This is a genomic window from Microbacterium sp. NPDC089186 (genome assembly GCF_040685115.1).
Classification (GTDB): Bacteria; Actinomycetota; Actinomycetes; order Actinomycetales; family Microbacteriaceae; genus Microbacterium; species Microbacterium galbum.
On the sequence record NZ_JBFBHJ010000004.1, the window covers coordinates 534,532 to 560,149 of the forward strand.

The 25,618-nt window shown below is 71.6% G+C and carries 21 protein-coding genes; 14 read left to right on the plus strand and 7 right to left on the minus strand.

Going from position 1 to position 25,618, the window contains the following annotated elements; genetic code table 11:
* Nucleotides 1–43: 43 nt before the first annotated feature.
* Together AB0N82_RS16365 and AB0N82_RS16370 are read left to right on the plus strand one after the other, a co-directional pair.
* Nucleotides 44–1,642 (plus strand): acyl-CoA carboxylase subunit beta, encoded by a 1,599-nt coding sequence (locus AB0N82_RS16365; RefSeq protein ID WP_315993349.1) that lies wholly within the window; start codon nucleotides 44–46, stop codon nucleotides 1,640–1,642.
* The gene (locus tag AB0N82_RS16370; protein WP_363393139.1) at nucleotides 1,639–1,875 is read left to right on the plus strand and encodes an acyl-CoA carboxylase subunit epsilon; all 237 of its coding nucleotides are present in this window, start codon (nucleotides 1,639–1,641) and stop codon (nucleotides 1,873–1,875) included. Before AB0N82_RS16365 ends, AB0N82_RS16370 begins: the two co-directional genes overlap by 4 nt.
* A 496-nt stretch (nucleotides 1,876–2,371) precedes the next feature.
* Here AB0N82_RS16370 and AB0N82_RS16375 read toward each other — a convergent pair whose 3' ends face one another.
* The 4 genes from AB0N82_RS16375 to AB0N82_RS16390 all read right to left on the minus strand — a co-directional run bounded on the left by AB0N82_RS16375 (nucleotide 2,372) and on the right by AB0N82_RS16390 (nucleotide 6,669).
* The gene (locus AB0N82_RS16375) at nucleotides 2,372–3,409 is read right to left on the minus strand and encodes a hypothetical protein (RefSeq protein ID WP_315993351.1); all 1,038 of its coding nucleotides are present in this window, start codon (nucleotides 3,407–3,409) and stop codon (nucleotides 2,372–2,374) included.
* On the minus strand, nucleotides 3,406–4,674 hold the full coding sequence (locus tag AB0N82_RS16380) for an ATP-binding protein (protein WP_315993352.1): 1,269 nt from the start codon (nucleotides 4,672–4,674) through the stop codon (nucleotides 3,406–3,408). The genes AB0N82_RS16375 and AB0N82_RS16380 overlap by 4 nt, the downstream gene beginning before the upstream one ends.
* Nucleotides 4,655–5,320: a response regulator transcription factor gene (locus tag AB0N82_RS16385; protein WP_315993353.1), complete on the minus strand. Its 666-nt coding sequence runs from the start codon at nucleotides 5,318–5,320 to the stop codon at nucleotides 4,655–4,657. The genes AB0N82_RS16380 and AB0N82_RS16385 overlap by 20 nt, the downstream gene beginning before the upstream one ends.
* 86 nt (nucleotides 5,321–5,406) lie before the next feature.
* Complete coding sequence (locus AB0N82_RS16390) at nucleotides 5,407–6,669, minus strand: TRAM domain-containing protein (RefSeq protein WP_363393144.1); 1,263 nt, start codon at nucleotides 6,667–6,669, stop codon at nucleotides 5,407–5,409.
* Nucleotides 6,670–6,939: 270 nt separating this feature from the next.
* Between AB0N82_RS16390 and AB0N82_RS16395 the strand changes: the two genes are divergently transcribed.
* The gene (locus tag AB0N82_RS16395) at nucleotides 6,940–7,587 is read left to right on the plus strand and encodes a Maf family protein (RefSeq protein ID WP_363393147.1); all 648 of its coding nucleotides are present in this window, start codon (nucleotides 6,940–6,942) and stop codon (nucleotides 7,585–7,587) included.
* A gap of 77 nt (nucleotides 7,588–7,664) precedes the next feature.
* A complete protein-coding gene (locus tag AB0N82_RS16400) occupies nucleotides 7,665–9,431 on the plus strand; it encodes a biotin carboxylase N-terminal domain-containing protein (RefSeq protein ID WP_363393150.1) in 1,767 nt (588 codons plus the stop codon).
* 317 nt (nucleotides 9,432–9,748) lie between these two features.
* Here the strand turns inward: AB0N82_RS16400 and AB0N82_RS16405 are convergent, their stop codons facing one another.
* A complete protein-coding gene (locus AB0N82_RS16405; RefSeq protein ID WP_315993357.1) occupies nucleotides 9,749–11,209 on the minus strand; it encodes an NAD(P)H-quinone dehydrogenase in 1,461 nt (486 codons plus the stop codon).
* A gap of 108 nt (nucleotides 11,210–11,317) precedes the next feature.
* On the opposite strand from AB0N82_RS16405, the gene AB0N82_RS16410 reads away from it, so the two are divergent.
* The 3 genes from AB0N82_RS16410 to AB0N82_RS16420 all read left to right on the plus strand — a co-directional run bounded on the left by AB0N82_RS16410 (nucleotide 11,318) and on the right by AB0N82_RS16420 (nucleotide 14,971).
* Nucleotides 11,318–12,151 carry a purine-nucleoside phosphorylase gene (locus AB0N82_RS16410; protein WP_363393154.1) on the plus strand — a complete coding sequence of 278 codons (834 nt, stop codon included), beginning with the start codon at nucleotides 11,318–11,320 and terminating at the stop codon, nucleotides 12,149–12,151.
* Complete coding sequence (locus AB0N82_RS16415) at nucleotides 12,148–13,839, plus strand: phospho-sugar mutase (RefSeq protein ID WP_363393157.1); 1,692 nt, start codon at nucleotides 12,148–12,150, stop codon at nucleotides 13,837–13,839. Before AB0N82_RS16410 ends, AB0N82_RS16415 begins: the two co-directional genes overlap by 4 nt.
* Nucleotides 13,840–14,011: 172 nt before the next feature.
* Nucleotides 14,012–14,971 (plus strand): type IV toxin-antitoxin system AbiEi family antitoxin domain-containing protein, encoded by a 960-nt coding sequence (locus AB0N82_RS16420; RefSeq protein ID WP_363393160.1) that lies wholly within the window; start codon nucleotides 14,012–14,014, stop codon nucleotides 14,969–14,971.
* Between the two features lie 100 nt (nucleotides 14,972–15,071).
* Here the strand turns inward: AB0N82_RS16420 and AB0N82_RS16425 are convergent, their stop codons facing one another.
* On the minus strand, nucleotides 15,072–17,000 hold the full coding sequence (locus tag AB0N82_RS16425; protein WP_363393163.1) for a PTS sugar transporter subunit IIA: 1,929 nt from the start codon (nucleotides 16,998–17,000) through the stop codon (nucleotides 15,072–15,074).
* Between the two features lie 202 nt (nucleotides 17,001–17,202).
* Here AB0N82_RS16425 and AB0N82_RS16430 point away from each other — a divergent pair, with 202 nt between their 5' ends.
* The 7 genes from AB0N82_RS16430 (at nucleotide 17,203) to AB0N82_RS16460 (ending at nucleotide 23,856) form a co-directional block, all read left to right on the plus strand.
* Complete coding sequence (locus tag AB0N82_RS16430) at nucleotides 17,203–17,529, plus strand: PTS sugar transporter (protein ID WP_363393165.1); 327 nt, start codon at nucleotides 17,203–17,205, stop codon at nucleotides 17,527–17,529.
* 17 nt (nucleotides 17,530–17,546) lie between these two features.
* On the plus strand, nucleotides 17,547–17,822 hold the full coding sequence (locus AB0N82_RS16435) for an HPr family phosphocarrier protein (protein WP_076674181.1): 276 nt from the start codon (nucleotides 17,547–17,549) through the stop codon (nucleotides 17,820–17,822).
* A gap of 14 nt (nucleotides 17,823–17,836) precedes the next feature.
* A complete protein-coding gene (gene ptsP / locus AB0N82_RS16440) occupies nucleotides 17,837–19,522 on the plus strand; it encodes a phosphoenolpyruvate--protein phosphotransferase (RefSeq protein ID WP_363393168.1) in 1,686 nt (561 codons plus the stop codon).
* 99 nt (nucleotides 19,523–19,621) lie between these two features.
* A complete protein-coding gene (locus AB0N82_RS16445; protein WP_315993364.1) occupies nucleotides 19,622–21,286 on the plus strand; it encodes a PTS mannitol transporter subunit IICB in 1,665 nt (554 codons plus the stop codon).
* A gap of 104 nt (nucleotides 21,287–21,390) precedes the next feature.
* The gene (locus tag AB0N82_RS16450; protein ID WP_363393172.1) at nucleotides 21,391–21,828 is read left to right on the plus strand and encodes a PTS sugar transporter subunit IIA; all 438 of its coding nucleotides are present in this window, start codon (nucleotides 21,391–21,393) and stop codon (nucleotides 21,826–21,828) included.
* Nucleotides 21,825–22,976 carry a mannitol-1-phosphate 5-dehydrogenase gene (locus AB0N82_RS16455; RefSeq protein ID WP_363393175.1) on the plus strand — a complete coding sequence of 384 codons (1,152 nt, stop codon included), beginning with the start codon at nucleotides 21,825–21,827 and terminating at the stop codon, nucleotides 22,974–22,976. The genes AB0N82_RS16450 and AB0N82_RS16455 overlap by 4 nt, the downstream gene beginning before the upstream one ends.
* Nucleotides 22,977–23,085: 109 nt before the next feature.
* A complete protein-coding gene (locus tag AB0N82_RS16460) occupies nucleotides 23,086–23,856 on the plus strand; it encodes an alpha/beta hydrolase (RefSeq protein ID WP_363393178.1) in 771 nt (256 codons plus the stop codon).
* Between the two features lie 98 nt (nucleotides 23,857–23,954).
* Here the strand turns inward: AB0N82_RS16460 and AB0N82_RS16465 are convergent, their stop codons facing one another.
* Nucleotides 23,955–25,616, minus strand: coding sequence for a tripartite tricarboxylate transporter permease (locus tag AB0N82_RS16465; RefSeq protein ID WP_363393181.1), 1,662 nt, complete (start codon nucleotides 25,614–25,616; stop codon nucleotides 23,955–23,957).
* Nucleotides 25,617–25,618: the final 2 nt, after the last annotated feature.

Sequence of the window (25,618 nt, forward strand, 5' to 3'; positions counted from 1 at the left end):
CTTGTGCGCACCCTCCAACGCCGGTGCCGGTGCGGTCGCTAGGGTGGAAAGCGTGACCGACCAGCCCGATCTCTTCACCACCGCCGGCAAGATCGCGGACCTGCGCAGCAGGTTCCAGGAGGCGGTCGTCGATGCCGAAGCCGCCGCGCGCCAGAAGCAGCACGCCAAGGGCAAGCTCACCGCCCGCGAGCGCCTCGAGATGCTGGTCGACCCGGGCTCGTTCGTCGAGCTCGACGAGTACGTGCGCCATCGCACCACCGCGTTCGGCATGGACAAGTCCCGCCCCTACGGCGACTCGGTCGTCACGGGCACCGGCACCATCCACGGCCGCACGGTCGCGGTGTACGCGCAGGACTTCTCCACCTTCGGCGGATCGCTCGGCGAGGTCGCCGGCGACAAGATCATCAAGGTGATGGAGCTCGCGCTGCGCAGCGGCATCCCGATCATCGGCGTCCTCGACTCCGGCGGCGCCCGCATCCAGGAGGGCGTCGTCGCCCTCGGCAAGTACGGCGAGATCTTCCGCCTGAACACCGCCGCCTCGGGCGTGATCCCGCAGATCTCGATCATCATGGGACCCGCCGCGGGAGGCGCGGTGTACTCCCCCGCCCTCACCGACTTCGTCATCATGGTCGACAAGACGAGCCAGATGTTCGTGACCGGCCCCGACGTCATCAAGACCGTCACCGGCGAAGACGTCGGCATGGAGGAGCTCGGCGGGGCGCTCACCCACAACACCCGCTCCGGCGTCGCGCACTACCTCGCCGACGACGAGGACGACGCGATCGACTACGCGCGCGGTCTCATCGGCTACCTGCCCGACAACAACCTCGCCGAGATCCCCGTCTACGAGACGCCGTTCGAGTTCGAGACGACGGATGCCGACCGCTCGCTGAACACGGTCATCCCCGACTCCCCCAACCAGCCGTACGACATCCACACCGTGATCGACGGGATCGTGGATGCCGGGGAGTTCCTCGAGGTGCAGCCGCTGTTCGCGCCGAACATCGTGATCGGCTTCGGGCGGATCGAGGGGCGCACCGTCGGCGTCATCGCGAACCAGCCCTCGCAGATGGCCGGGACGCTCAACATCGACGCGGGCGAGAAGGCCTCGCGCTTCGTGCGCTTCTGCGACGCGTTCTCGATCCCGATCGTCACCCTCGTCGACGTGCCCGGATACCTCCCCGGCACCGACCAGGAGTGGACCGGCGTCATCCGCCGCGGCGCCAAGCTGCTCTACGCGTACGCCGAGGCCACCGTCCCCCTCGTGACCGTGATCCTGCGCAAGGCCTACGGCGGCGCGTACATCGTGATGGGCTCCAAGCAGCTGGGCGCCGACATCAACCTCGCCTGGCCGACCGCGGAGATCGCCGTCATGGGCGGCCAGGGCGCCGTCAACATCCTCTACCGCGGCGAGATCAAGCGCGCCGAGGAGGCGGGAGAAGACGTCGCTGCGGTGCGCACGCGCCTCGCGAACGAGTACACGTACAACGTGGCATCCCCGTTCCTCGCCGCCGAGCGCGGCGAGCTCGACGGGATCATCGAGCCCGCGCAGACGCGCGTGTCGATCGCCAAGGCCCTGCGCGCGCTGCGCAACAAGCGCGCGAGCCTTCCCGCCAAAAAGCACGGGAACATCCCGCTGTGAGCGACGCGTCTGCGAACACCGGCCTGCCGCCCGTCATGGCGGAGGTCGTGCGCGGCACACCGACCGAGGAGGAGTTGGCCGCGGCGATCGTCGTGGTCAGCGAGGCGTACGTGCGCGAGGTCGCCGAGGCCACGGCGCCCGACGACGCCCCGCGTTCGCGTTGGGAGCTGTCGGCGCGCGGCCTGCGCGCCCCCCTGAACCGCGACGCGGGATGGAACGGCTTCACCGGCTGACCGTTCGGCCGGAAAGTGTCCCCCGAAATACCTACAGACGCCGCGGGACAGCTCGCGAATACTGGAGGAGCTGGAACGCATCACGCGTTCGGTCGGACCGCTCCTTCGAGCCGGATCCGGCCGCACGGACGGTTTTCGGGTAACCGTTCGTCCGGGTGGGGGGCAGGCGACATCGCCGCCCCTCACCCCTCATCCTCGGCAGCGTCGACGAATCCCCCCTCTGCGTCGGTCGGACCGGCGGATGAGGGGTGTGCCGCTGATGCGGCGCGGGCCGTCGGGTGCGCTCAGCGCGGGCGTCGGCTGTCCGCCGGGATGCAGCGCGGGCCGTCGGGTGCGCTCAGCGCGGGCGTCGGCTGTCCGCCCGGATGCAGCGCGGGCCGTCGGGTGCGCTCAGCGCGGGCGTCGGCTGTCCGCCCGGATGCGGCGCGGGCCGTCGGGTGCGCTCAGCGCGGGCGTCGGCTGTCCGCCGGGATGCGGCGCGGGCCGTCGGGTGCGCTCAGCGCGGTCGGCGGATCTCGCGCCAGAGATCGACCTCGTCGTCGTCGCCCCCGTCGCCGTCGCCCTGGGACCGGCCGACGATGGTCACCGCGACCTCGTGGTGCGGCGACGTGCGGATGATGACGCGCTGAGAGACGGACTCGTGCAGGACGGATGCCAGCTCGGTACGGATGGCGTCGAGGTCGGCGGCCCGCAGCCCCTCGAGTCCGCCCTCGTCGAACAGGCTGACGGCCGCTCCACGGCGACGGGCAGCCTCGATCTCGACGCGCACGCCGTCATCGAGGAGACGGTTGCCGCGCAGTTCGTCGCGCAGACTCGCCTCGGCGCGGCGTGCCGCCTCTTTGTCGGCGGCACGGAGGTTGCCACCGTTCTCGATGGTGCGGGCGAGGATCGGACCCGCGGCCTGCAGGGCACGCTGGACATGCAGCCGGCGCTCGCGCTGCCGTCCGCTCTGCGACGCCTGCCATGCGGAGGCGGCCTGCTGCAGCTCGGCGAGCCGCTCGGCGTCGCGCGCGGCACGATCGAGCGCGATCGTCACCAGTTGCGCCGCGGCCACCCACATGAGGGAGCCGACGAGGCCGAGGCTGAGGGCTTGAAGGGGCCCCAACCAGAGCGAGGTCGACAGGGTGAGCAGTGCCATCCCGGTCCAGGCCACGATGGGGCGACGGCGCACCATGACGATGGTCATGAGGGCGCCGATCGCTCCGATCACCCAGGTCACGAAGGGCTGGGAACGTCCGGCTTCGGTGACCGCGAGGAACGGGGCGTTCGGCACGATGACGGCGGCCATCAACGCGAGCGCGACACCCCAGCCGGGGAGCTTGGCCGGCGAGGTGACCGGCGACGACGAGTCGGTACGCTCGCGCGCACCGATGGCGAAGATCCAGAGCCAGGTGACGGGCAGGTAGAAGAGCAGAGCGGCCACGATCAGCCACCCGCGCACGACGGTCTCGGGCGAGGTCCAGATGAGTCCCCTCGCGGCGAGGTAGGCGGTGAAGGCCAGACCGATGACGGACAGCACCGAGCGGACGGTCACCAGCGGTCCCCGCTCTCCCACTCGAGGGTGACCGTCGTCCCGGCGGAGGTCGAGTCGATGTCGCTGCGTCCCCCGACGGCCGCCAGACGGGCGTTGATCGACCCGCGGATGCCGAGACGGTCATCGGGGATCGCGGCCACGTCGAAGCCGGCTCCCGTGTCGCGCACGCGCACGGCGACGCCACCGGGCGCGCTGTCCCCCGTCAGCTCGACCGTGAGCCCCTGCGCGTCGGCGTGCTGCACGGCGTTGGCGACGGCCTGCATGGCGGCGAGGACCAGGGCGCGGGCCACGCGCCCGGGGACGCGAGGCGTTCCCTCCTCCACGGCCCGGGTGACGACGAGGTCGATGCCCAGCTCGCGAGCGGCGACCTCGATGTCGTCGGCGAGGCGCAGGGCGGGAACGGGCTCGTCACTGCCCTCGAGCGAGTCCTTCTCGGCGTTGGCGAGTCGCGTCAGCGCCTCTCGCGCCATGCTGACCGCGAGCGTGCGTTCGCGCGGGCTGGAGGCGCGTTCCGCGGCGAGCAGGGCGCCGAGGACGCTGTCGTGCATCAGGGCGGCGACCGCGACGCGCTCGTGCTCCGTGGCCGCGGTCGCTGCCGCCGCCGCATAGCTCGACACGGCGACGGCGCGCGCCTGATCGACGTTGGCGGCGATCGAGCGATACATCCACCCGAGGGTCAGCAGCACGCTGCCGAGGATGAGGGCGAACGTGACGTCGAGGATGACGGGGAGCACGAAATCGGGCTGTCCGCCGGCCTGGAGCAGACGCACGACGCCGAACAGCAGCGGGGTGGCGATGGTCCACACGATCTGCAGCGCGAGGGGGAACGCGACGATCGTCGACACCGTCGCCACGTTGACGAGGTAGAAGATCCAGGGGTTCTCCGTGGGCGCCGGCGCCGGACCGCCCGCGGTCGCGAGCGGCCACAACGCGAGGGCCAGCAGGAACACCACCGCGAAGATGCCCGAGAACACCCGGGCGAAGCGCCCCACACTGCACGCGATGATCATCGCGACGAGGGGGAGGAACACCCCGAGCACCAACGGGAGATGCCACCCCTGCGCCTCATCCCCGGGCCCGAAAGCGGCGAAGAACGCCTGCGCTCCGAGGACGAGCGAGCCCGGTCCCACGATGAGCGTGATGACGCGCTCGATGCGCGTCTGGGTGAATGTCCCCTGGTCGGCCTGGCTCTCGCGCGTGTGCGGGATGCGACCCCACGCCTCGTCGAGCACCGACCGGTCCGATTCAGCCACGGCCGACGTCATCTGGCGCATCCTGGAGGATGCCGTCTTCCATGGCGCGTCTCAGCAGGTCGACCTTGGTGGGTGCGGGTCGCCCCACCTCCACGTACTTCACGCGCACCCGGGTGATGTTCTCCTTCGCCGTGGAGTACGCCACCCCGAGCCGCTCGGCCACGGCCTTCAGCGGCAGTCCCGCCGCGTACAGGCGGAGCACCTCGCGCTCGCGAGCGGAGAGCTGCGCGTCGGCGAAGTCGCGGTCGCCCTCGACGGCGCTGGCCCATTCGACGTTGTCGAGCAGCTCGCCGCGAGCGACGGTGCTGATCGCGCCCAGCACCTCGTGCGTGGGAGAGGACTTGCTCACGATCCCGGCCGCACCCGCGGCGAGGGCTTCGCGCACCGCCCCGGCACGGTCGGCGACGCTGTGGATGATCACGCTCGAGCCGTCGCGGACGACACGGTCGACGTTCTCCGACACGGTGGTGCCGTCGCCGAGGGTGAGATCGAGCACGACGACGTCGGCCGGCGTCTCGGCCGCGCTCTGGCGCCACGTCAGGTAGGCGGCGACGTTCGCGCCCGAGAAGACGACCGTGGTGGCTTGCGTGCGCGCGAGGGCGGCCTCCAACCCGAGCCGGACCGACTCGTGGTCATCGATGAGGGCGACGCGCGTCATTCCGTCATCGTATCGGCGCTGCCCTCCGCCGCGCAGGAGGACCTTCCCCGCACGGCGCGTCCTCGCTCGCGCGCCCGCGACGCGCTTCAGCGACGGAGGACGGTGACCGCCTCGACGTGGTGCGAGTTCGGGAACAGATCGACGCCCCGGATGCCGCGATCGGCCCGATAGCCGAGCTCGGCGAAGGTCGCGAGATCGCGGGAGAGGGCCACGGGGTCGCACGCGACGTACACGACCGCGGTCGGGGCCAGGGCGGCGATGCCCTCGACGACGGCGCGACCGGCGCCGGCGCGCGGCGGATCGAGGAGCACGACGCCGCGAGAGAGACGCTCGCGTTCCCGGGCGGAGGCGCCGTCGGCGAGCGCCGCGACGAACCGGTCGACGCGCGCCGTCTCGGCACGGGCCCCGATCCACTCCGCGAGGTTCTCACCCGCATGCTCGGTGGCGCGCGGATCGCTCTCGACGCTCACCACGCGCGTTCCGCTCCCGCCCATCTCGCCGAGCGTGGCGGCGAACAGGCCCACTCCGCCGTAGAGGTCGAGGTGGGTGGCGTCGGGATCGAGTCCGCCGAGGGATGCCGTGAGCTCCGCTGAGACGAGCGAGGTCAGCGTGCGGGCGGCCAGACGGTGCACCTGCCAGAACCCGCCGGCGCCGACGCGGAACACGCGATCGCCGACGCGCTCCTCGATCACCTCGGGCTCCGAGGACGGGCGCTCCCCCTCGGGACGGGGCAGGACGCGCACGCGACCGTCGGCGGGCTGGACGAGGTCGATGCGTCCGGGGAGGGCTCGACCGGCCCGCACCTCCGACGCGGCGAGGGCGATGGCCTCGGTCGCCAGGGGAAGGTCGACGGTCTCGACGACGTGGTGCGAGCGGGCGGCGAACGCGCCGACGCGTCCGGCGTCGTCGACGTGCAGGCTCACGCGGGTGCGCCATCCCGTGCCGTCGGACGACTCGCGCTGCGCGTCGTCGCCCGCGATCGCGACCTCGACGGGGAGCTCCAGCCGACCGACGCGTTCGACCGCCTCGCGGATGACGCGCTCCTTCAGCGCCCGCTGGTGGGCGAGGGCGATGTGCCCGAATTCGGCGCCGCCGACCCGCTCGGACGGATCGACCTCGATCGCCGCCGCCTGCCACACGTGCGGCTGCCGTTCGGGCGCCGCCTCGAGCACCTCGATCGCCTCGGCCCGCCAGAACGCCTTCTTGCGGGTGTCGGTGAGTCGAGCACGGATGCGCTCGCCCGGCAGGGTGTCGGGGACGAAGACGACGCGCCCCTCGTGCCGCCCGACGAACACACCGCCGTGGGCGATGCCGGTGATGTCGAGTTCGATGAGGTCGCCGTCGTGCATCCCCCGAGCCTGTCACACGAGGCCGTGAAGCAGCCGGGCCTCGGTCTTCGCGCCGGGTGGCGTCGACAGGCCCAGCCACCTCGCCGCCCCCGGATCCTGAGCGCGGCGGCGACGACAGGCTCAGCCACCTCGCCGCCCCAGGGCCCCGAGGCCGTCGAAGGGTCCGGGCCCACGCGAGCCCGGGGGCTTCGACAGGCTCGGTCGCCTCGCTGTGGCAGGACGTGAGGTCTGCGGGCATCCGCCGGGGCATCGCGTCGGTAGCGTGGACGCATGCGCGTGTGCCTGGCATCCACTTCTCCCGCCCGTCTGATGCTGCTGCGCCAGGCGGGGATCGAGCCCGAGGCGCGTGCGCCCCGGGTCGACGAGGAAGCGGTGATCGCCGAGGTCGAGGCGTCCGAGGGGCGGCGCTTGCCCGCCCCCGAGCACGTTCTGCTGCTCGCGCGCCGCAAGGCCGCCGACGTCGCCCACCGCGTCCGCGACGAGGACCCCCTCTTCGACGGCTTCGTCATCGGCGGAGACTCGATGTTCGCGCTCGGCGACGAGATCCTGGGCAAGCCGTACACCGCCGATGCGGCGACGGCGCGCTGGCGCGGGATGCGCGGGCGCACGGGTGTGCTGCACTCCGGGCACAGTGTGTTCCGCCTCTCCCCCGGCCTCGAGCCGCGCGAGGCCCACGCCGTCGCCGAGGCGTCCGTGACCTTCGCCGCCGACGTCGACGACGACGAGATCGCGGCCTACGTCGCCAGCGGCGAACCGCTCCTCGTGGCGGGCGCCTTCACGGTCGACAGTCTCGGCGGTGCCTTCATCGAGCGCGTGGAGGGCGACCCCTCCACGGTGGTGGGGATGTCGCTGTCGACCGTGCGCCGCCTCGTTCGCGAGCTCGGCGGCTCCTGGACCACGCTCTGGAATCGTTCGTAGACACCCGCTCACGTTTCTCGGCGTTTCTTGTCGAGGAGTGTCAAAAGACGCGCGGTCGCCCTCGCTAGGCTGGACGAATGCCGAAGATCGCCAAGGTCCTTGTCGCCAACCGCGGCGAGATCGCCGTCCGAATCATCCGCGCCGCCCGTGATTCGGGCAAGGCCTCCGTCGCCGTCTACGCCGATCAGGACCGCGACGCCCTTCACACGCGTCTCGCCGACGAGGCGTACGCCCTCGACGGCACCACCAGCGCCGACACCTACCTCTCGATCGAGAAGATCCTCTCGGTCGCCCGCCGCTCCGGCGCCGACGCCGTGCACCCCGGCTACGGCTTCCTCGCCGAGAACGCCGACTTCGCCCGCGCCGTCATCGGCGCCGGCCTCATCTGGATCGGGCCCTCGCCCGACGCGATCGAGGCGCTCGGCGACAAGGTCACCGCGCGACACGTCGCCGAGAAGGTCGGCGCTCCCCTCGCTCCCGGCACGCCCGGCCCCGTCTCGGGCGCCGACGAGGTCATCGCCTTCGCCGAAGAGGTGGGCCTGCCCATCGCGATCAAGGCCGCCTACGGCGGCGGAGGACGCGGGTTGAAGGTCGCGCGCGAGCTCGACGAGGTCGCCGAGATGTTCGAGTCGGCCACGCGCGAGGCGGTCGCCGCCTTCGGTCGCGGCGAGTGCTTCGTCGAGAAGTACCTCGACAAGCCGCGCCACGTCGAGACGCAGTGCCTCGCCGACTCGGCGGGCAACGTCGTCGTCGTCTCGACCCGCGACTGCTCGCTGCAGCGCCGTCACCAGAAGCTGGTGGAGGAGGCCCCGGCCCCCTTCCTCAGCGAGGAGCAGAACGCGGTGCTGTACTCGGCATCCAAGGCCATCCTCAAAGAGGTCGGCTACGTCGGAGCGGGCACCTGCGAGTTCCTCATCGGCGCCGACGGCACCATCTCATTCCTCGAGGTCAACACGCGCCTGCAGGTCGAGCACCCCGTGTCCGAGGAGGTCACCGGTATCGACCTCGTGCGCGAGCAGTTCCGCGTCGCGGAGGGTGAGGAGCTCGGCTACGACGACCCCGCCCCCGTCGGTCACTCGATCGAGTTCCGCATCAACGGCGAGGACCCCGGCCGTGGTTTCCTCCCGCAGCCCGGCCCCATCCACGTCTTCAAGACGTTCGGTGGTCCCGGCATCCGCCTCGACTCCGGTGTCACCGCCGGCGACAGCGTCTCGGGCGCCTTCGACTCGCTGCTCGCGAAGATCATCGTCACCGGTCGTGATCGCGCCGAGGCGCTCGAGCGCGCCCGCCGCGCCCTCGACGAGTTCGAGGTCGCCGGGATGCCGACAGTGCTGCCGTTCCACCGCAAGGTGGTGCGCGACCCCGCCTACACCGCCGAGGACGGCACCTTCGGCGTCTTCACCCGCTGGATCGAGACGGAGTTCGTCAACGACATCCCCGCCTGGGACGGCGAGCTCGACGCTCCCGCCGCGGAGACCGGCCGTCACACGGTGGTGGTCGAGGTCGGCGGCAAGCGCCTCGAGGTGAGCCTGCCCGACCGCATCACCGCCGCCGCCCCGCAGGCGGGTCGCCCCGCCGCCGCTCCCCCGTCGCGCCGCTCCCACGCGGCCTCGCCCGCCGCCGGGGCGACCGGCGACGCGGTCAAGTCTCCGATGCAGGCCACGATCGTCAAGGTCGCGGTCGAGGAGGGCCAGCAGGTCGTCAAGGGCGACCTCGTCGTCGTGCTCGAGGCGATGAAGATGGAGCAGCCCATCCAGGCCCACAAGGACGGGACGGTCGCCTCGATCGACGCGACCGCCGGAACGACGGTGTCCGCGGGGCACCAGCTGCTGTTGATCAGCTGAGGTCGCGTCTCGTTCGACCGGCGCCGCGCTCCTTCGGGGGCGCGGCGCCGTCGTTCCTGGGCGCCGGTGCGGAGCACCCCCACGCCCCGCGCGCCGCGGAACGGTGACGGATGCCGCACGGCGCGGCATTCGCGACACACAGGCCCCACCGGGCCGCGGAACCCCACCCGGCGGCGAAACCCCACGCATGAACGCGATCCCCGCGCATAAACGCGAGCACAGCGCGTTTATGCGCGCGAGAAGCGTTTATGCGTGAACCCACACCCCGCGCGACGCGGAACGGTGACGGATGCAGCACGGCGCGGCATCCGCGACACTCAGTCCTCGCCGGGATCGTCGCGGTCGACGATGTGCATCGCGCGCGCGGCGTCGGTGATGCTCGACGTCAGCGACGGGTACACCGCGAAGACGCGGGCGACCTGGTCGACCGTGAGGCGGCGCTCCACGGCGATCGCGATCGGGTAGATGAGCTCGGATGCCTTGGGGCCGACGATGACTCCGCCCATGACCGTGCCGCTGCCCTCGCGGGCGATCAGCTTGACGAAGCCGTCGGTGATGCCCTGCATCTTGGCGCGCGGGTTGGCCGAGAGCGGGAGCTTGCGCACCTTTCCGGCGATGCGCCCCTCGGTGACGTCCTGCTCGCTGAAGCCGACCGTGGCGATCTCGGGGGCGGTGAAGATGTTGGCCGTGATGCGGCGGGTCTCGAGCGGGATGACGATGTCGCCCAGCGCGTGGAAGATCGCCTGGCGCCCCTGCATCGACGCCACTGACGCGAGCGGGTAGAAGTTGGTGCAGTCGCCGGCGGCGTAGATGTTCGGCACCGAGGTGCGCGCCACGCGGTTCACGCGGATGTGTCCGGATGCCGTCATCTGCACCCCCGCCTGCTCGAGGCCGAGCCCCGCGGTGTTCGGGATCGAGCCCACCGCCATGAGGCAGTGGCTGCCCTCGATCGTGCGTCCGTCCGCCAGGGTCACGGTGACGCCGTCGCCCGTGTTCACCACCGACTCGGCGCGCGCCTTGGCCAGCAGCGTCATGCCTCCGCGCTGGAAGACGCGCTCGAGCACCGCCGCGGCATCCTGGTCTTCTCCGGGCAGCACCTGGTCGCGGCTCGAGACGAGCGTGACCTTGGCACCGAGGTTCATGTACGCCGAGGCGAACTCGGCGCCGGTGACGCCCGAGCCCACCACGATGAGGTGGGTGGGGACCGACTTCATGTTGTAGAGCTGCGTCCACGTGAGGATGCGCTCACCGTCGGGCTTCGCGGAGGGGAGCTCGCGGGGAGACGCCCCGACCGAGACGACGAGGGTCTCGGCCTCGACCCGGTCGAAATCGGTGCCGCCGGCCTCGGTCGAGACCACCACGGCGCCGTTGCCGTCGAGGCGGCCGTGCCCGGAGATGATGCGGACGCCCGCCTCGAGCAACGAGGCGCGCATGTCGTCGGACTGCTGGCGCGCGAGCGAGAGCAGACGCTGGTTGACCGCGGCGAGGTTGATCGCGACCTCGGGGGTCAGCGGCTTGCCGCGGTCGTCTTTCGCGAAGAGCTGCACGCCGAGGCTGCTCGCGTTGCGGATCGCGACGGCCGCGTCGGCCGTGGCGATGAGGGTCTTCGAGGGCACGACGTCGGTGATGACCGCCGAGCCGCCGACTCCCGCGCGCTCGACGAGGGTGACGTCGGCGCCGAGCTGAGCCGCGGAAAGGGCCGCCTCGTATCCGCCGGGGCCGCCGCCGACGATCGCCACGGACTGCTTGCGCTCGAAGCTCTGCACCATGGCATCCATTCTGTCAGCGCTGGGCGGATGCCGATGCGCCACCCGGGTCGGTCCGACACGCTGACCGCACGCGTGTGCCGTCTGGCCCGCGGGCCCCGCAGTTTCTAGAGTGGGGGGATGTCCAACAGCACATCTCACCCGCTCGACGACCCGGCGGTCGACCCCTTCGAGGTCGCCGCGGCCGCAGCGGCCGACATCGCCCGCCTCTCCGGGGTCGAGCACCACGACATCGCCGTGACCCTCGGGTCGGGCTGGGGGCGCGCCGCCGAACTCATCGGCGAGGAGACGGCGTCGTTCCCCGCCACCGAGGTCACCGGCTTCAGCAAGCCCGCGCTGGAGGGCCACGTCGGCACCCTGCGCAGCGTCCGCACCCCGGGCGGCAAGAACGTCCTCGTCATCGGAGCGCGCACCCACTACTACGAGGGCCACGGCGTGCGCCGGGTCGTGCACAGCGTCCGCACCGCGGCGGCGACCGGTGCGACCACCATGATCCTCACCAACGGCGCGGGCGGCATCCGCGAGACGTGGAAGCCCGGCCAGCCGGTGCTCATCAGCGACCACATCAACCTCACCGCCGACTCCCCCCTCGAGGGCGCGACCTTCATCGACCTCACCGACCTCTACTCGACCCGCCTGCGGGAGCTCGCGCGATCGATCGACCCGACCCTCGACGAGGGCGTCTACACGCAGTTCCGCGGGCCGCACTACGAGACGCCGGCTGAGGTGCAGATGGCCAAGACCATCGGCGGCCACATCGTGGGCATGTCCACCGCTCTCGAGGCGATCGCCGCCCGCCAGGCCGGCATGGAGATCCTCGGCTTCTCGCTCATCACGAACCTGGCCGCCGGCATCCAGGAGACCCCCCTCAGCCACGAAGAGGTGCTCGAGGCCGGCCGCGAGGCCGAGCCCGTCATCTCCGCGCTGCTCGCGCGCGTGATCGGCGCGTTGTGAACGCCCACCTCGACGCCGCGCGGGCCTGGATCGCACAGGACCCGGATGCCGTGACCCGGGGCGAGCTGGAGGACCTCGTCGCCCGCGTCGAGACGGGGGATGCCGAGGCTGCGGCGGACCTGGAGGATCGCTTCTCCACCCGCCTGGCGTTCGGGACGGCGGGACTGCGCGGCACGCTCGGCGCCGGCCCCAACCGCATGAACCGGGTGCTCGTCGCCCAGGCGGCGGCGGGATTCGCGGCGTACCTGCGCGAGCGGTCGTCGGGCACGCCGACCGTCGTGGTCGGGTACGACGGGCGTCGCAACTCGGACGTGTTCGCGCGCGACTCGGTCGAGATCTTCGCCGGCGCGGGACTGAACGCCATCCTGCTGCCCCGCCTGCTGCCCACGCCCGTGCTCGCCTTCGCCGTGCGCCACCTCGGTGCCGACGCGGGCGTCATGGTCACCGCCAGCCACAACCCGCCCGACGACAACGGCTACAAGGTCTACCTCGGCGGCGCCGACGAGGGCGCACAGATCGTCTCCCCCGCCGATGCGGAGATCGCCGCCCACATCCAGCGGATCGCCGACGAGGGCGACGTCACCGTGCTGCCCCGCTCGGTGGGCTACGCCAACGCCCCGGAGTCGGTCGTCGAGGCCTACGTCGCCGCGACCGCCGCGGTGGCCCCCGCGCCCACCGGCGCCGAGGGCCTGACCTGGGTCTACACCGCCATGCACGGCGTCGGATGGGAGACCGTCTCGCGCGTGCTCACCGAAGCCGGCTACCCCCAGCCCACGGTCGTCGAGGCGCAGATCCACCCCGACGGGCGCTTCCCGACCGTCGCGTTCCCCAACCCCGAAGAGCCCGGGGCCATGGACCTGTCGTTCGAGACCGCGCGCGCCGTCGACGCCGAGCTCGTCATCGCCAACGACCCGGATGCCGACCGCCTGGCCGTCGCGATCCCCGACGCCGACGCCGAGGGCGGGTGGCGCCGGCTCACCGGCAACGAGATCGGTCTGCTGCTGGGGTGGCGCGCGGCGCGGGCCGCGGCCGGCTCGGGCGGCTCCGATGCGGACGGTCCCGGGGCTGCGGCATCCCTCGCCTGCTCGCTCGTCTCGTCGCCCGGGCTGCAGGCGGTCGCGGAGCACTACGGTCTGGACTTCCACTCGACCCTCACGGGCTTCAAGTGGATCTCGCGGGCAGCGGGCATGGTGTTCGGGTTCGAGGAGGCCCTCGGCTACCTCGTGAACCCCGGCACGGTGCGCGACAAGGACGGCATCTCCGCCGCCGTGGCGCTTCTCGGCATGGCGTCCGCGGCGCGCGCCGAGGGCCGCACGGTCGCAGACCTGCTGCAGGAGTTCCGTGAGACGTTCGGCGCGTTCGCGAGCGACCAGATCTCGATCCGCGTGAGCGACGTGAGCGAGATCGCCGGGATCATGGCATCCCTTCGCGCCCAGCCCCCGTCCGCCGTCGGCGAGGTCGCGGTGTCGCGCATCGACGACCTGCTGCAGGGCGTCGACGGCCTGCCCCCCGGAGACGTGCTGCGACTGTGGCTCGACGACGGCTCGCGCCTCATCGTGCGCCCGAGCGGAACCGAGCCCAAGCTCAAGCTGTACCTCGACGTGCGCGGTTCGTCGGCGAAGAAGGCCGCGCGGCGCCTCGCCGCGCTGCGCGCCGGCGCCGAGGAGCTGCTGGTTTCGGTGCGCTGAGGCGGCGTTCTCCTGGTTTGGGGCGCGCGGTTCCGTTTGGGGCGGGGTATTCCGCGCCCCAAACGGTAGAACGCGCCCCAAACCCGATCGAGATGTTCTCCACAGCGGCGGTTATCCACCGCGGCAACGAGCGACGGCACCACGCGAAAGTGGACTTCGCGAAGGTGGGGCGATGGATGCAGCATTCGAGCTCCCTCTCCTCCGCCGGGCTGAGCTGCTCGAGGCGGGAATCGACCGGCACGGCCTCGACGCCCGGCTTCGCGCCGGGGTCCTGGAGCGCGTGCGTCCCGGCGTCTACGTCGACCCTCAGCGAGCCGCGAGCCTTCGTCCCGAACAGTGGATGGTCGTTCGCGCCCGGGCACTCGCGCTGATGTGCAGCGAGGCGCCCGTGTTCTCCCATCAGACGGCCGCCGCACTTCACGGCCTCCCCGTGCATCCGCCCTCGGGCGAGCGCGTCCACCTGATCCTCGACGAGCATCGCCGGGGCCCGATCGCCTCAGCCGTCCGGCACCGGGGAGAACTCCAGCCGGACGAGGTCGTGGAGAGGAACGGCCTCAAGATGACCGCCCTCACCCGCACCATGGCCGATGTCGCACGTACCTCGCCCTTTGAGAACGCGGTGTGCTCGCTCGACGGCGCACTACGACACACGGCGGGCCGAGGCGACGGAGGGTATGACGAAGACGCGGCGCACGCACTCAGAGCCGCGGCACTCGCGATCTCGATGCGGTCGGCGCACGGTCGCGCAAGAGCAGCACGCGCTCTCGCATTCGCTGACGGTCGCGCGCAGCTTCCCGGGGAGAGCATCAGCCGCATCCGCCTGACCGAGCTCGGCTTCCGGTCGCTGCGTCTGCAGGTCCCGGTGGCGACGCCCACGGGAGGCTCGTATTACGTCGACTTCGGCATCGAGGACGTGAACGCCTGGGGAGAATTCGACGGGCGCGGGAAGTACGTCGATGACGGCCTCCGCGGTGGTCGGACGGCGGCCGAGGTGGTGCTGGCCGAGAAGCAACGCGAGGACTGGATACGCGGAGCCACCGGGAGGCCCGTCGTCCGCTGGGGCTGGCCCCACCTCCGCGACGCCGCGACTCTGGCCTCCCGCCTGCGGGCGTTCCACATCCCACTCCCCTGATCACGCCCTCAACGCGCGGTTCGGGGCGCACGGTTCCACTCGGGGCGGAGTATTCGGCGCCCCAAACGCGACATCGCGCCCCAAACCCGGGAAGGCCGCGTCAGCCGTCGATCACCGCGACCAGCTCGTCCAGAAAGGCCGGGAACGACGTCGCGCGGCGGACGATGCGCTGCACGCTCTCGCGCTCGCTGAAGACCTCGACGAACTGCTCGAACACCGTCTGGAAGGCCTCGCGGTCGGTCTCGCTGAACGCCACGAGAGCCACCACCTGCACGCGTCCCTCGCCCCACGCGATGGAAGGGTCGGCGATGCCGATGGCGATGCGGGTCTGCGTCGCGGTCATCCCCATCGCGTGCGGCACGGCGAGGGCGTCGGTGAACGCGGTCGACGAGATCGACTCGCGCTCCACCGCACGGGCGACGTAGGCCTCGTCGATGACGCCCTGCTCCACGAGCAGACCGCCCAGGCGACGGATGACGCCGGCCTCGCCGTCGGCGGCATCCAGGCCCCGCACGAACGCGCCCGGCGCGAAGTAGCGCTCGAGCTCATCGCGCAGGCGCGCCAGGCGTCGCCCGCGGCGGATGCGTCCGGCAGCGGCCTGGACGCGTTCGACGTCGGCGTCGGTGAGGAACGGCTGGATCCGCACGAACCGGTCACCGGGCCGCGGCGGGTCGATCGTGGTCAGCACGAGGTCGGTCTCGATCGCATCCCACGCCGGGTCGATGCGCGTCTCGACGCCGACGACCTCGATCGCCTGCCCGAGGGAGCGGTCGACGCTCGAGCGCAGCAGCTCGTGGAGTTCGTAGTACCCGGGGCACACGATGGTCGCCGTCAGCAGTTGGTCCGCGCGACGGCTGCGCTCGAGGCGCCCGCCGACGTGCATGGCGATGTAGGCGATCTCGTCGTCGAGGATCGGGATCCCGAGACCGTCCTGCAGACCCTTGGCGATGTACACGGCGACCTCGAAGATCATCGGATACGTCGACTTCAGCGACCGCGTCAGCGGATTGCGCGACCACGCCTGCTCCCGGGATCGGGCGAGGAGGTTCTGCACGTGCAGCGCCAGCCGCAGGATGAAGTCATCGTGCGCGATGTCGACGAGGAACTCGGATGCCGCGTTGTCGACGACCAGCCGAACGGCCGCCTCCACCGCGGGGTCGAGGCGCGCGCGCACGTCGTCGCCGCCCGGCGAGCCCGGGGCGACGATGCGCGTCAGCACGAGGGTGGCGAGGTGGCGGAGGTCGCCCGAGCCGAGCTGCACGCCGATGTGCTTGACGGTCAGGCGGTCGAGGAGCTCGACCACCGCCGCGGCGGCGTCGGAGGAGTCGCCGCCGGGAGACCCGAGCGCGCGGTCGCGGGTGGTGCGGTCGGCGGCGATCGCGATGTGCATCACGACGTCGCCGATGCCGATCTCGTTCACGTAGTAGCCGAGCGCCCCCAGCTCGGCGACGAGCTCCGCCTTGAACGGACCGAACGCCCGCGCCCCGACCGAGCGCTCGCCGAGCGTGCGCCGCAGCGCGTCGAGATCGAACAGGCCGGCATCCATCTCGTCGTGCGCGAGCTTCGACAGCAGGCGCCGCTGGGCGACCTCGGTCCCGCGCAGACGGGCGGTGGATGCCGAGCGTTCCAGCGTCAGCTCGGTCCCGCCGAGAAGGCCGCGCACGCGCGACAGGTCGGCCTCGAGGGTGGCGGTGCTCACGTGCAGCGCGTCGGCGGTGTCGAAGACGTCGATGCCGTCGGCGGAGTCGAGCAGGCGCCGCACGAGGTTGTGCAGGCGGTCGCGCGGGGTGCCGGCATCCGACCCGGAGAGGGAACGCAGCGCCGCCGCGGCATCGCCGCCCGCGCGGTACCCCAGGGGACCCGACTCGATCGCGGCACCGGACGACACCCGGGCGTTGATCGCCGTGACGTACGACCGGATGCTGCGCGGTGTGACCCCGAGCGCGTCCGCCAGCGATGCGGCGGTCGACCATTCCCCGTCCCGCAGCAACAGGGCCAGCAGGCGGTCTTGGCGAGCCTTCGTCGTCACGATCCGTCCTCCGCGCCGCCCCGGTGGGCGGCGATCCGTCCATCCTTTCACGCCCCTCCCCACCGGGCGCGGGAACGCGCGCGACGGCACGCGCGGCGCGAGCGCGCGGGGCCGCGGCATCCGCGTTCCGGGGGGTGGGAAACGAACCTGGTTGTCTCCTGTGAGGCGGGTGCGCACAATCGAGAGGAAGAAAGGCCGGTCGATGAGGATCCTCGTGGTGTGTGGAGCGGGTGCGTCGAGCACGTTCGTGGCGCAGCGCGTCCGTCGTGCTGCGCGGGACCGCGGCCTCGACTACAACGCCTCGGCCGGGACCGCGCGATCGCTGCCCATCGACCTCGACGGCGCCGACGTCGTGCTCGTCGGCCCGCACCTGGCCGACGATCTCCCGCACATCCGCCGCGACGCCGAAGCCCGCGGTGCCACCGTCGTGCTGCTCCCGGAAGATGTCTTCGCCGACCTCAGCGGCACCCGAACCCTCGCCCTGGTCGAGGACTCCCTGCGCTCCCGCCAGCCGGCGGACACGATCTGAGTTCGACGGAGAGACCCATGCCCCATCTGACCCGCACCGTCCGCATCGGATCGTCGCACGGCCTACACGCGCGCCCCGCGAAGCTGTTCGCGCAGGCGGCGAAGGAATCCGGCATCCCGGTGACCCTCGCCAAGGACGCGGGCTCCCCCATCAACGCCGCGAGCATCCTCGGCATCATCGCGCTGGGGCTGGAGCAGGGCGACTATGTCACCCTGACCGCCGACGGCGACAACGCCGACGCGACGCTCGAGCGCCTCGCCGAGCTGCTGACCACCGACCACGACGCCGAGTAAGGAAGACACACACCATGACGGAACTCCGTGGAGTCGGAATCGGACTGGGAGTCGCCCAGGGACCCATCGCGCGCATGGCCGAGCCCCTGCCCGCCCCGAAGGATGCGAAGAGCGAGCTGAGCGTCGAGGACGAGACCGCCCGCGTCCGCGAGGCGATCGGCGCCGTCGCGCGCGAGCTCGAGGCCCGCGGCGCGCAGGCGGGCGGCGCCGCCCGCGACGTGCTCGAGGCGCAGGCGATGATCGCCGAGGACCCGACTCTCGAGGCGGAGGTCGACAGCCGCCTCGCGAGCGGCAAGACCGGCGAGTTCGCCGTGCACGACGCCTTCGCCTCGTTCCGCGAGCAGCTCGTGGCCCTCGGCGGCTACCTCGGCGAGCGCGCCGCCGACCTCGACGACGTCGCCCAGCGCGTGATCGCACGGCTTCGCGGTGTCGCGGCCCCCGGCATCCCGGATCCCGGCCACCCGTTCGTGCTGGTCGCCAAAGACCTCGCCCCCGCCGACACCGCCCTGCTCGACCTCGACAAGGTGCTGGCCCTGGTCACCACCGAGGGCGGGCCGACCTCGCACACCGCGATCCTCGCGCGCGAGAAGTCGATCGTCGCCGTGGTCGGTGCGAGCGGTGCGAAGGACCTCGTCGACGGGCAGTCGGTGATCGTGGATGCCGCCGCCGGCGTCGTCACCGTCGACCCGACCGACGACGAGAAGACCCGCGCGGCGAACCGTGCCGAGGCCCGTGCGGCCGCGGCATCCGCCCCCATCACCGACGGCGCCCTCGCCGACGGCACGAAGGTGCCCCTGCTGGCCAACCTCGGAAAGCCCGGCGGTGCCGCCGAGGCCGTGGAGCTGGGCGCGGAGGGCGTGGGCCTGTTCCGCACCGAGTTCCTGTTCCTCAGCTCCAGCTCGGCTCCCACCGTCGAGGAGCAGCGCGCGGCGTACACCGAGCTGCTGAGCGCCTTCCCCGGCAAGAAGGTCGTCGTGCGCGTGCTCGACGCCGGCGCCGACAAGCCGCTGCCCTTCCTCAACGACGCGCACGAGGAGAACCCCGCGCTGGGCCTCCGGGGCCTTCGTGCCCTCCGCGCCAGCGAGGACATCCTGCGCGAGCAGCTGACCGCCCTCGCCGAAGCGGATGCCGCGACCCGCGCGTCCGAGGCCGGCCCCGCCGACCTGTGGGTCATGGCGCCCATGGTCTCCACCGTGGAGGAGACCCGCTACTTCACGGCACTCGCGAAGGACTACGGCCTCAAGACGACCGGCGTCATGGTCGAGGTCCCCTCCTCCGCGCTCCTGGCGGATCGCATCCTCCAGATCGCGGACTTCGCCTCGATCGGCACGAACGACCTGACGCAGTACACGCTCGCCGCCGACCGCCTGCTCGGTTCGGTCGCGTCGTTCCAGGACCCGTGGCATCCGGCCGTCCTCCGCCTCATCCGCGAGGTCGGGGCCGCGGGCCAGGCGCACGGGAAGCCCGTCGGCATCTGCGGCGAGGCCGCGGCCGATCCGCTGCTCGCCGTCGTCCTCGTCGGACTCGGCGCGACCACGCTGTCGATGGCCCCCACGGCCCTCGCCGACGTGCGCGCGACCCTCCTCCGTCACACCCTCGACGACGCCCGCCGCATCGCCGAGGCCGCCCTGTCCGCCGACGACGCGGCATCCGCCCGCGAGGCCGCCCAGGCTGCCTCCGCTCTCGTTCCCACCCCGTAAACCCCCGGGGGCGGCGACCGCCGCCCCCTTCTGCACCGCGGCGCACGCCGTACCCCCATCGCGCGGCTCCCGCCGTGCACCTACCAAGGAGACACAGCAATGACGACGACGTCACCCGCCAAGAAGCCGGGAGGGGCTCGGATCGCGGTTCAGCGATTCGGCACGTTCCTCTCCGGCATGATCATGCCGAACATCGCGGCATTCATCGCATGGGGCTTCATCACCATGCTCTTCATCCCCGCCGGGTTCTTCGGTGCGAACAGCCCCTTCGGCTGGCACTGGGCCCCGGTCGCCGAGATCCTCGGCGGCGGCGGTGACGCCGCCACCATCGGCTGGCCCGGAGCAGCGACCGCGCTGACCGCGAACGCCGACGGCGGCACCTACCAGGGCTACGTCGGCCTGGTCAGCGTCATGATCACCTACCTGCTGCCCCTGCTCATCGCCAACACCGGTGGACGCATCGTCTACGGCGCGCGCGGTGGCGTGGTCGCGACCATCGCCGTCATGGGCGTGATCGTGGGCACCAACATCCCGATGTTCCTCGGCGCGATGATCATGGGCCCGCTCGCGGCCTGGATCACCAAGCAGATGGACAAGCTGTGGGACGGCAAGATCCGCCCCGGCTTCGAGATGCTCGTGAACAACTTCTCCGCCGGCATCCTCGGCATGATCCTCGCGATCGTCGGCTTCTTCGCCTTCGGTCCCGTCTTCCTCGGCATCAGCGCGGTCCTCGGCAGCATCGTCGCGTTCCTCGTGCAGTTCAACCTGCTCCCGGTGCTGTCGATCATCGTCGAGCCGGCCAAGGTGCTGTTCCTCAACAACGCCATCAACCACGGCGTCTTCACCCCGCTCGGCATCGAGCAGGCGGCTGACACCGGCAAGTCGATCCTCTTCCTCATCGAGGCGAACCCCGGCCCCGGCCTGGGTCTGCTGCTCGCGTTCACGTTCTTCGGCGTGGGTGCGGCCAAGGCCTCGGCTCCCGGCGCCATCGTGATCCAGTTCCTCGGCGGCATCCACGAGATCTACTTCCCCTACGCCCTGGCCAAGCCGATGACGATCCTCGCGCTCATCGCGGGTGGCGCCTCGGGCGTCGCGGTCAACATGATCTTCGGCGGCGGCCTGGCCTTCCCGGCCGCTCCCGGCAGCATCATCGCCGTCACCGTCGCCGCCATCGGCGCCGGCCCCGCCAACCTGCTGGTGGTCTACCTGTCGGTGATCGTCGCCGCCGTGGTGACCTTCCTCGTCGCCGGTGTCATCCTCCGGGCCTCGCGCAAGCGCGACCAGGAGGCCGAGGGCGACAGCTTCGCCGCGGCCATCGACCAGACCGCCGCCAACAAGGGCAAGGAGTCGTCGGCGCTCGGCGCCCTCCGCACGCGCGCTGCCGGCACCACCGGTTCGGGTACCACCGAGTCGGCCGACCACGACGTCGACGCCGCGCTGGGCGGTCTCGGGGGCGGGGTCGCCGTGAAGCAGCTGAACACCATCGTGTTCGCCTGCGACGCCGGCATGGGCTCCTCCGCCATGGGCGCGAGCGTCCTGCGCAACAAGATCAAGAAGGCCGGCATCGAGGGGGTCACGGTCACCAACCAGGCCATCGCGAACCTCGACGGCTCGGCCGACCTGGTCATCACGCAGAACCAGCTCACCGACCGCGCGAAGGCGCAGTCGCCCGACTCCGTGCACGTCTCGGTGGACAACTTCATGAACTCGCCGCGGTACGACGAGGTCGTGGAGATGGTCCGCTCGCAGCACGAGGCCAAGTAACCCAATAGCACGCCAGGGGTCGGAGCGTCAGCCCGGCCCCTGGCGTCTTCCCGTCCGGCCCGCGTTTTGCGAGGCTGGACAGCACGACGAGAAAGGCGAGAACCATGTCGAACGTCCTCCGCATCGAATCCGTCCGCATCCACCCCGGAAGCGCCACCCGCGAGGAGGCGATGAAAGAGGCGGCCGATCTGCTGCAGGCCACCGGTTCGGTGACCGCCGACTACTTCGCCGCCATGCAGCAGCGCGAGCAGACCGTGTCCACCTACATGGGCAACGAGCTCGCCATCCCCCACGGCACCAACGAGACCAAGCAGGCGATCCTCGAGTCCGGTCTGTCGGTCGTGCGGTACGACGGCGGCGTGGACTGGGGCGGGGAACCCGTCACCTTCGTCATCGGCATCGCCGGCAAGGGCGACGAGCACCTCGAGATCCTGTCGCAGATCGCCATCCTCTTCTCCGAGGAGGACGATGTCGAGCGCCTGAAGGCCGCCTCCTCCCCCGAGGAGCTCTACGAGGCCCTCGCGGGCTCCGTCAACGCATGAAGGCCGTCCACTTCGGCGCGGGCAACATCGGCCGCGGCTTCGTCGGTCTGCTGCTGCACGAGGGCGGGTACGACCTCATCTTCTCCGACGTCTCCGCAGCGCTCGTCGCCGCCATCAACGACGCCTCGTCGTACACCGTCCACGAAGTGGGCGAGGGCGGCGTCGACAAGCAGGTGACGAACTTCCGGGCGATCGACAGTTCGGTGGATGCCGAGTCCCTGGTCGACGAGATCGCCACGGCCGACGTGGTCACCACCGCCGTCGGCCCGACCATCCTGAAGTTCGTGGCTCCGCACATCGTGGCCGGTCTCGCGCTGCGCGACCCGTCGCTGCCGGCGCTGCAGATCATGGCGTGCGAGAACGCGATCGGCGCGACCGACCAGCTGCGCGACCACGTCGTCGAGCTCGCCGGCGAGTCGTGGGATGCCCTGGCGTCCCGGGCCGTCTTCGCGAACACCGCGGTCGACCGCATCGTGCCGGCCCAGGCTCAGGGCGGCGTCGACGTCACCGTCGAGCCGTTCTACGAGTGGGCGATCGAGCGGGCCCCGTTCGGCGACACCCCTCCGCACATCCCCGGCGCGCACTTCGTCGACGACCTCGAGCCCTACATCGAGCGCAAGCTCTTCACGGTCAACACCGGTCACGCCACCACGGCGTACTTCGGGGCGCAGGCGGGCATCGAGCGCATCTCCGACGCCCTCGCCGACCCGGCCATCTCGGCCAAGGTCGAGGCGGCGCTCGAGGAGACCAGCGCGCTGCTCGTGCAGAAGCACGAGTTGGATGCCGGCGTGCAGGGCGAGTACCGCGCGACGATCCTGCGCCGCTTCCGCAACACCGCGCTGCCCGACACCGTGTGGCGCGTCGGACGGCAGCCGCTGCGCAAGCTCTCGCGGCACGAGCGTTTCGTGGGACCCGCGGCCGAGGCGATCGAGCGGGGCCTGAGCGTCGATGCGCTCGTCGCCGCGATGGCCGCGGCCCTGGAGTTCCAGGATGCCGAAGACGCCCAGGCCGTCGAGCTGCAGCGCCTGCTGCGCGAGCTCGACGCCGACGCCTTCACGGCGCAGGTGACCGGACTCGACGCCGCGCACCCGCTGTTCGCCCGGATCGTCGAGGTCGTCGCCGCCCGGCAAGCGGCTCTCTCGGCCTGAGCCCTTCCGACACCGCCGACGCGGCCGCATCGGGCGGCGCGTCGGCGGTGTCGTGTTCGCGGGCAGGACCGACGCTGCACGGCCGGCGGCCGGGGATACGCTCGTATACGTGACAGACAGCACTGCCCCCGCCGCCCCTGCTCCCCGCCGCCGTCGCCGATGGCTGCGGTGGACCCTCGGCGGCCTGGGCGCCCTCGTCGTGGTGCTGGTCGGCGGCATCCTGATCTACAGTCAGGTCGGTGTCATGGGCGCCGAACCGGGCCCGCTCGCCTCGGCCGAGGCGGATCCCGGGCTGACGATCACCGACGACGGTGCGGGGATCGTGATCTCCCCCACCGCGGGAGCGACCGGCCAGGGACTGGTGTTCATCCCGGGCGCGAAGGTGCAGGCGGAGGGCTACATCGCCACCCTCGCCGACGTCGTCGTCGACGACGGCGTCACGGTCGTGATCACGAAGCCGTGGCTGAACCTCGCCTTCTTCGACCCCCGTCCGCTGTCGACGTTCACCGACCTCGCGCCCGACGTCTCGACCTGGGCGGTGGGCGGCCACTCGCTCGGCGGCGTGCGCGCGTGCCAGCTCGCGACCGACGCCGACGCGCTCGTGCTGTTCGCCTCGTACTGCGCGAACGACCTCTCGGCATCCGGGCTCCCCGTCCTGAGCCTGTCGGGCTCGGAAGACGGGCTGTCGACCCCGCAGAAGATCGCGGATGCCAAGGGCGAACTGCCCGCGGATGCCGCCTTCGTCGAGATCCCCGGTGCCTCGCACGCGTCGTTCGGCGCGTACGGCCCGCAGCCGGGTGACGGCACCCCCACCGCCGATCCGGCCGAGGTCGACCGGGTGATCGCCGAGCAGCTCGCGGGGTTCCTCCCCCGTCCCTGACCGCCGCCCCGTCTCTCGCCGCACACGGCGGTGAGTGTCCAAGACACGCCGTTCCCGGGCCGGGCACCGGCGTGTCTCGGACACTCGACAAGAAGGGGTCAGTCCCGCGGAGGCTCACCCCGTGCGGAGCGGGCCTGCTCGGCCGCGAGCTCGGCGCGGATCGTGTCGGTGCGCACGTCGGTGGGGCGCTCGCCCGGCTCCCACAGGCGGTCGACACCGGCCTGCGGGTGCCCCTCGGTCGCGGCGAGCGAGGCCTCCAGCGCCCGCTCGTAGCGGCTCTGGCGACGCTTGAGCCACAGCCCCACCACGAGGAACACCGCCAGCAGCACGTAGGCCGATGCGGCGAAGGGGTGCAGCACGAGGTCGGCGACGTTTCCCTGGCTCAACTGCAGCGCCTTGCGCAGCTGCTGCTCCCCCATCGGCCCCAGGATGAGCCCCACGATGAGCGGTGCGATCGGGAAGCCGAAGCGCCGCATGAAGTACCCCAGCGCCCCCACCACCAGCAGGATGACGATGTCGAGCGTCGAGAAGCTCACGGCGTAGGCGCCGAGCACGGCGAAGGTCAGGATGCCGGCGTACAGGTACGGACGCGGGATCTGCAGAACCTTCACCCAGATCCCCGCGAGCGGCAGGTTCAGCACGATGAGCAGCACGTTGCCGATGTACAGACTCGCGATCAGGGCCCACACCAGGTCGCCCTGGTTCTGGAAGAGCTGGGGCCCCGGCTGGATGCCGTAGGACTGGAACGCCGTGATGATGATGGCCGCGGTGGCCGTCGTCGGAAGGCCCAGTGTCAGCAGCGGCACGAGCACGCCGGCCGCGGCGGCGTTGTTGGCCGCCTCGGGGCCTGCGACACCCTCGATCGCCCCGCGACCGAACTGCTCGCGGTTCTTCGACAGCTTCTTCTCGCTCGCGTACGACAGGAAGGTCGCGACGTCCGCACCGCCGGCGGGGATCGTCCCGATCGGGAAGCCGATGAAGGTGCCCCGCAGCCACGGCTTCCACGAGCGGCGCCAGTCCTCCTTCGTCATCCAGTTGCGCCAGCCGCGGGTGACGGGGATGACGGGGATGGGCCCGTGGCGCAGGCGCGCGGCGACGTACAGGGTCTCCCCCACCGCGAACAGGCCGACGGCCACGAGCACGACGCTCACGCCGTCCGACAGCGCGAGCACACCCATCGTGTACCGCGCCTGACCGGTGGTCACCTCGGTGCCGATGAGTCCGACGAGCAGGCCGATGCCGAGCGAGGCGAGACCGCGAGCCGGCGACGACCCGAGCAGCGCACCCACGGTGACGAAGGCCACGACGATGAGCGCGACGAAGTCGGCGGGAGACAGGTTCACCGCGAAGCGCGCGAGCAGCGGAGCGAAGAGGGTCAGCAGCGCCGTGGCGATCGTGCCGGCCACGAAGGAGCCGATCGCCGCGGTGGCCAGCGCCGCCGCGCCGCGACCGAGCTTGGCCATCTTGTTGCCCTCGATGGCGGTGATGACGGATGCCGATTCACCCGGCGTGTTCAGCAGGATGCTGGTGGTCGAGCCACCGTACATCCCGCCGTAGTAGATCCCCGCGAAGGTGATGATGGCCGCCGTCGGGGACAGCGAGTAGGTCAGGGGCAGCAGGAGGGCGACGGTCATGGCCGGGCCGATGCCCGGGAGCACGCCGACGGCGGTTCCGATGACGACGCCGAGCACCGCGAACAGCAGGTACTCCGGCTGCAGCGCGGTGGCGAAGCCCTCCATGAGGGAGTTGACAGCATCCATGT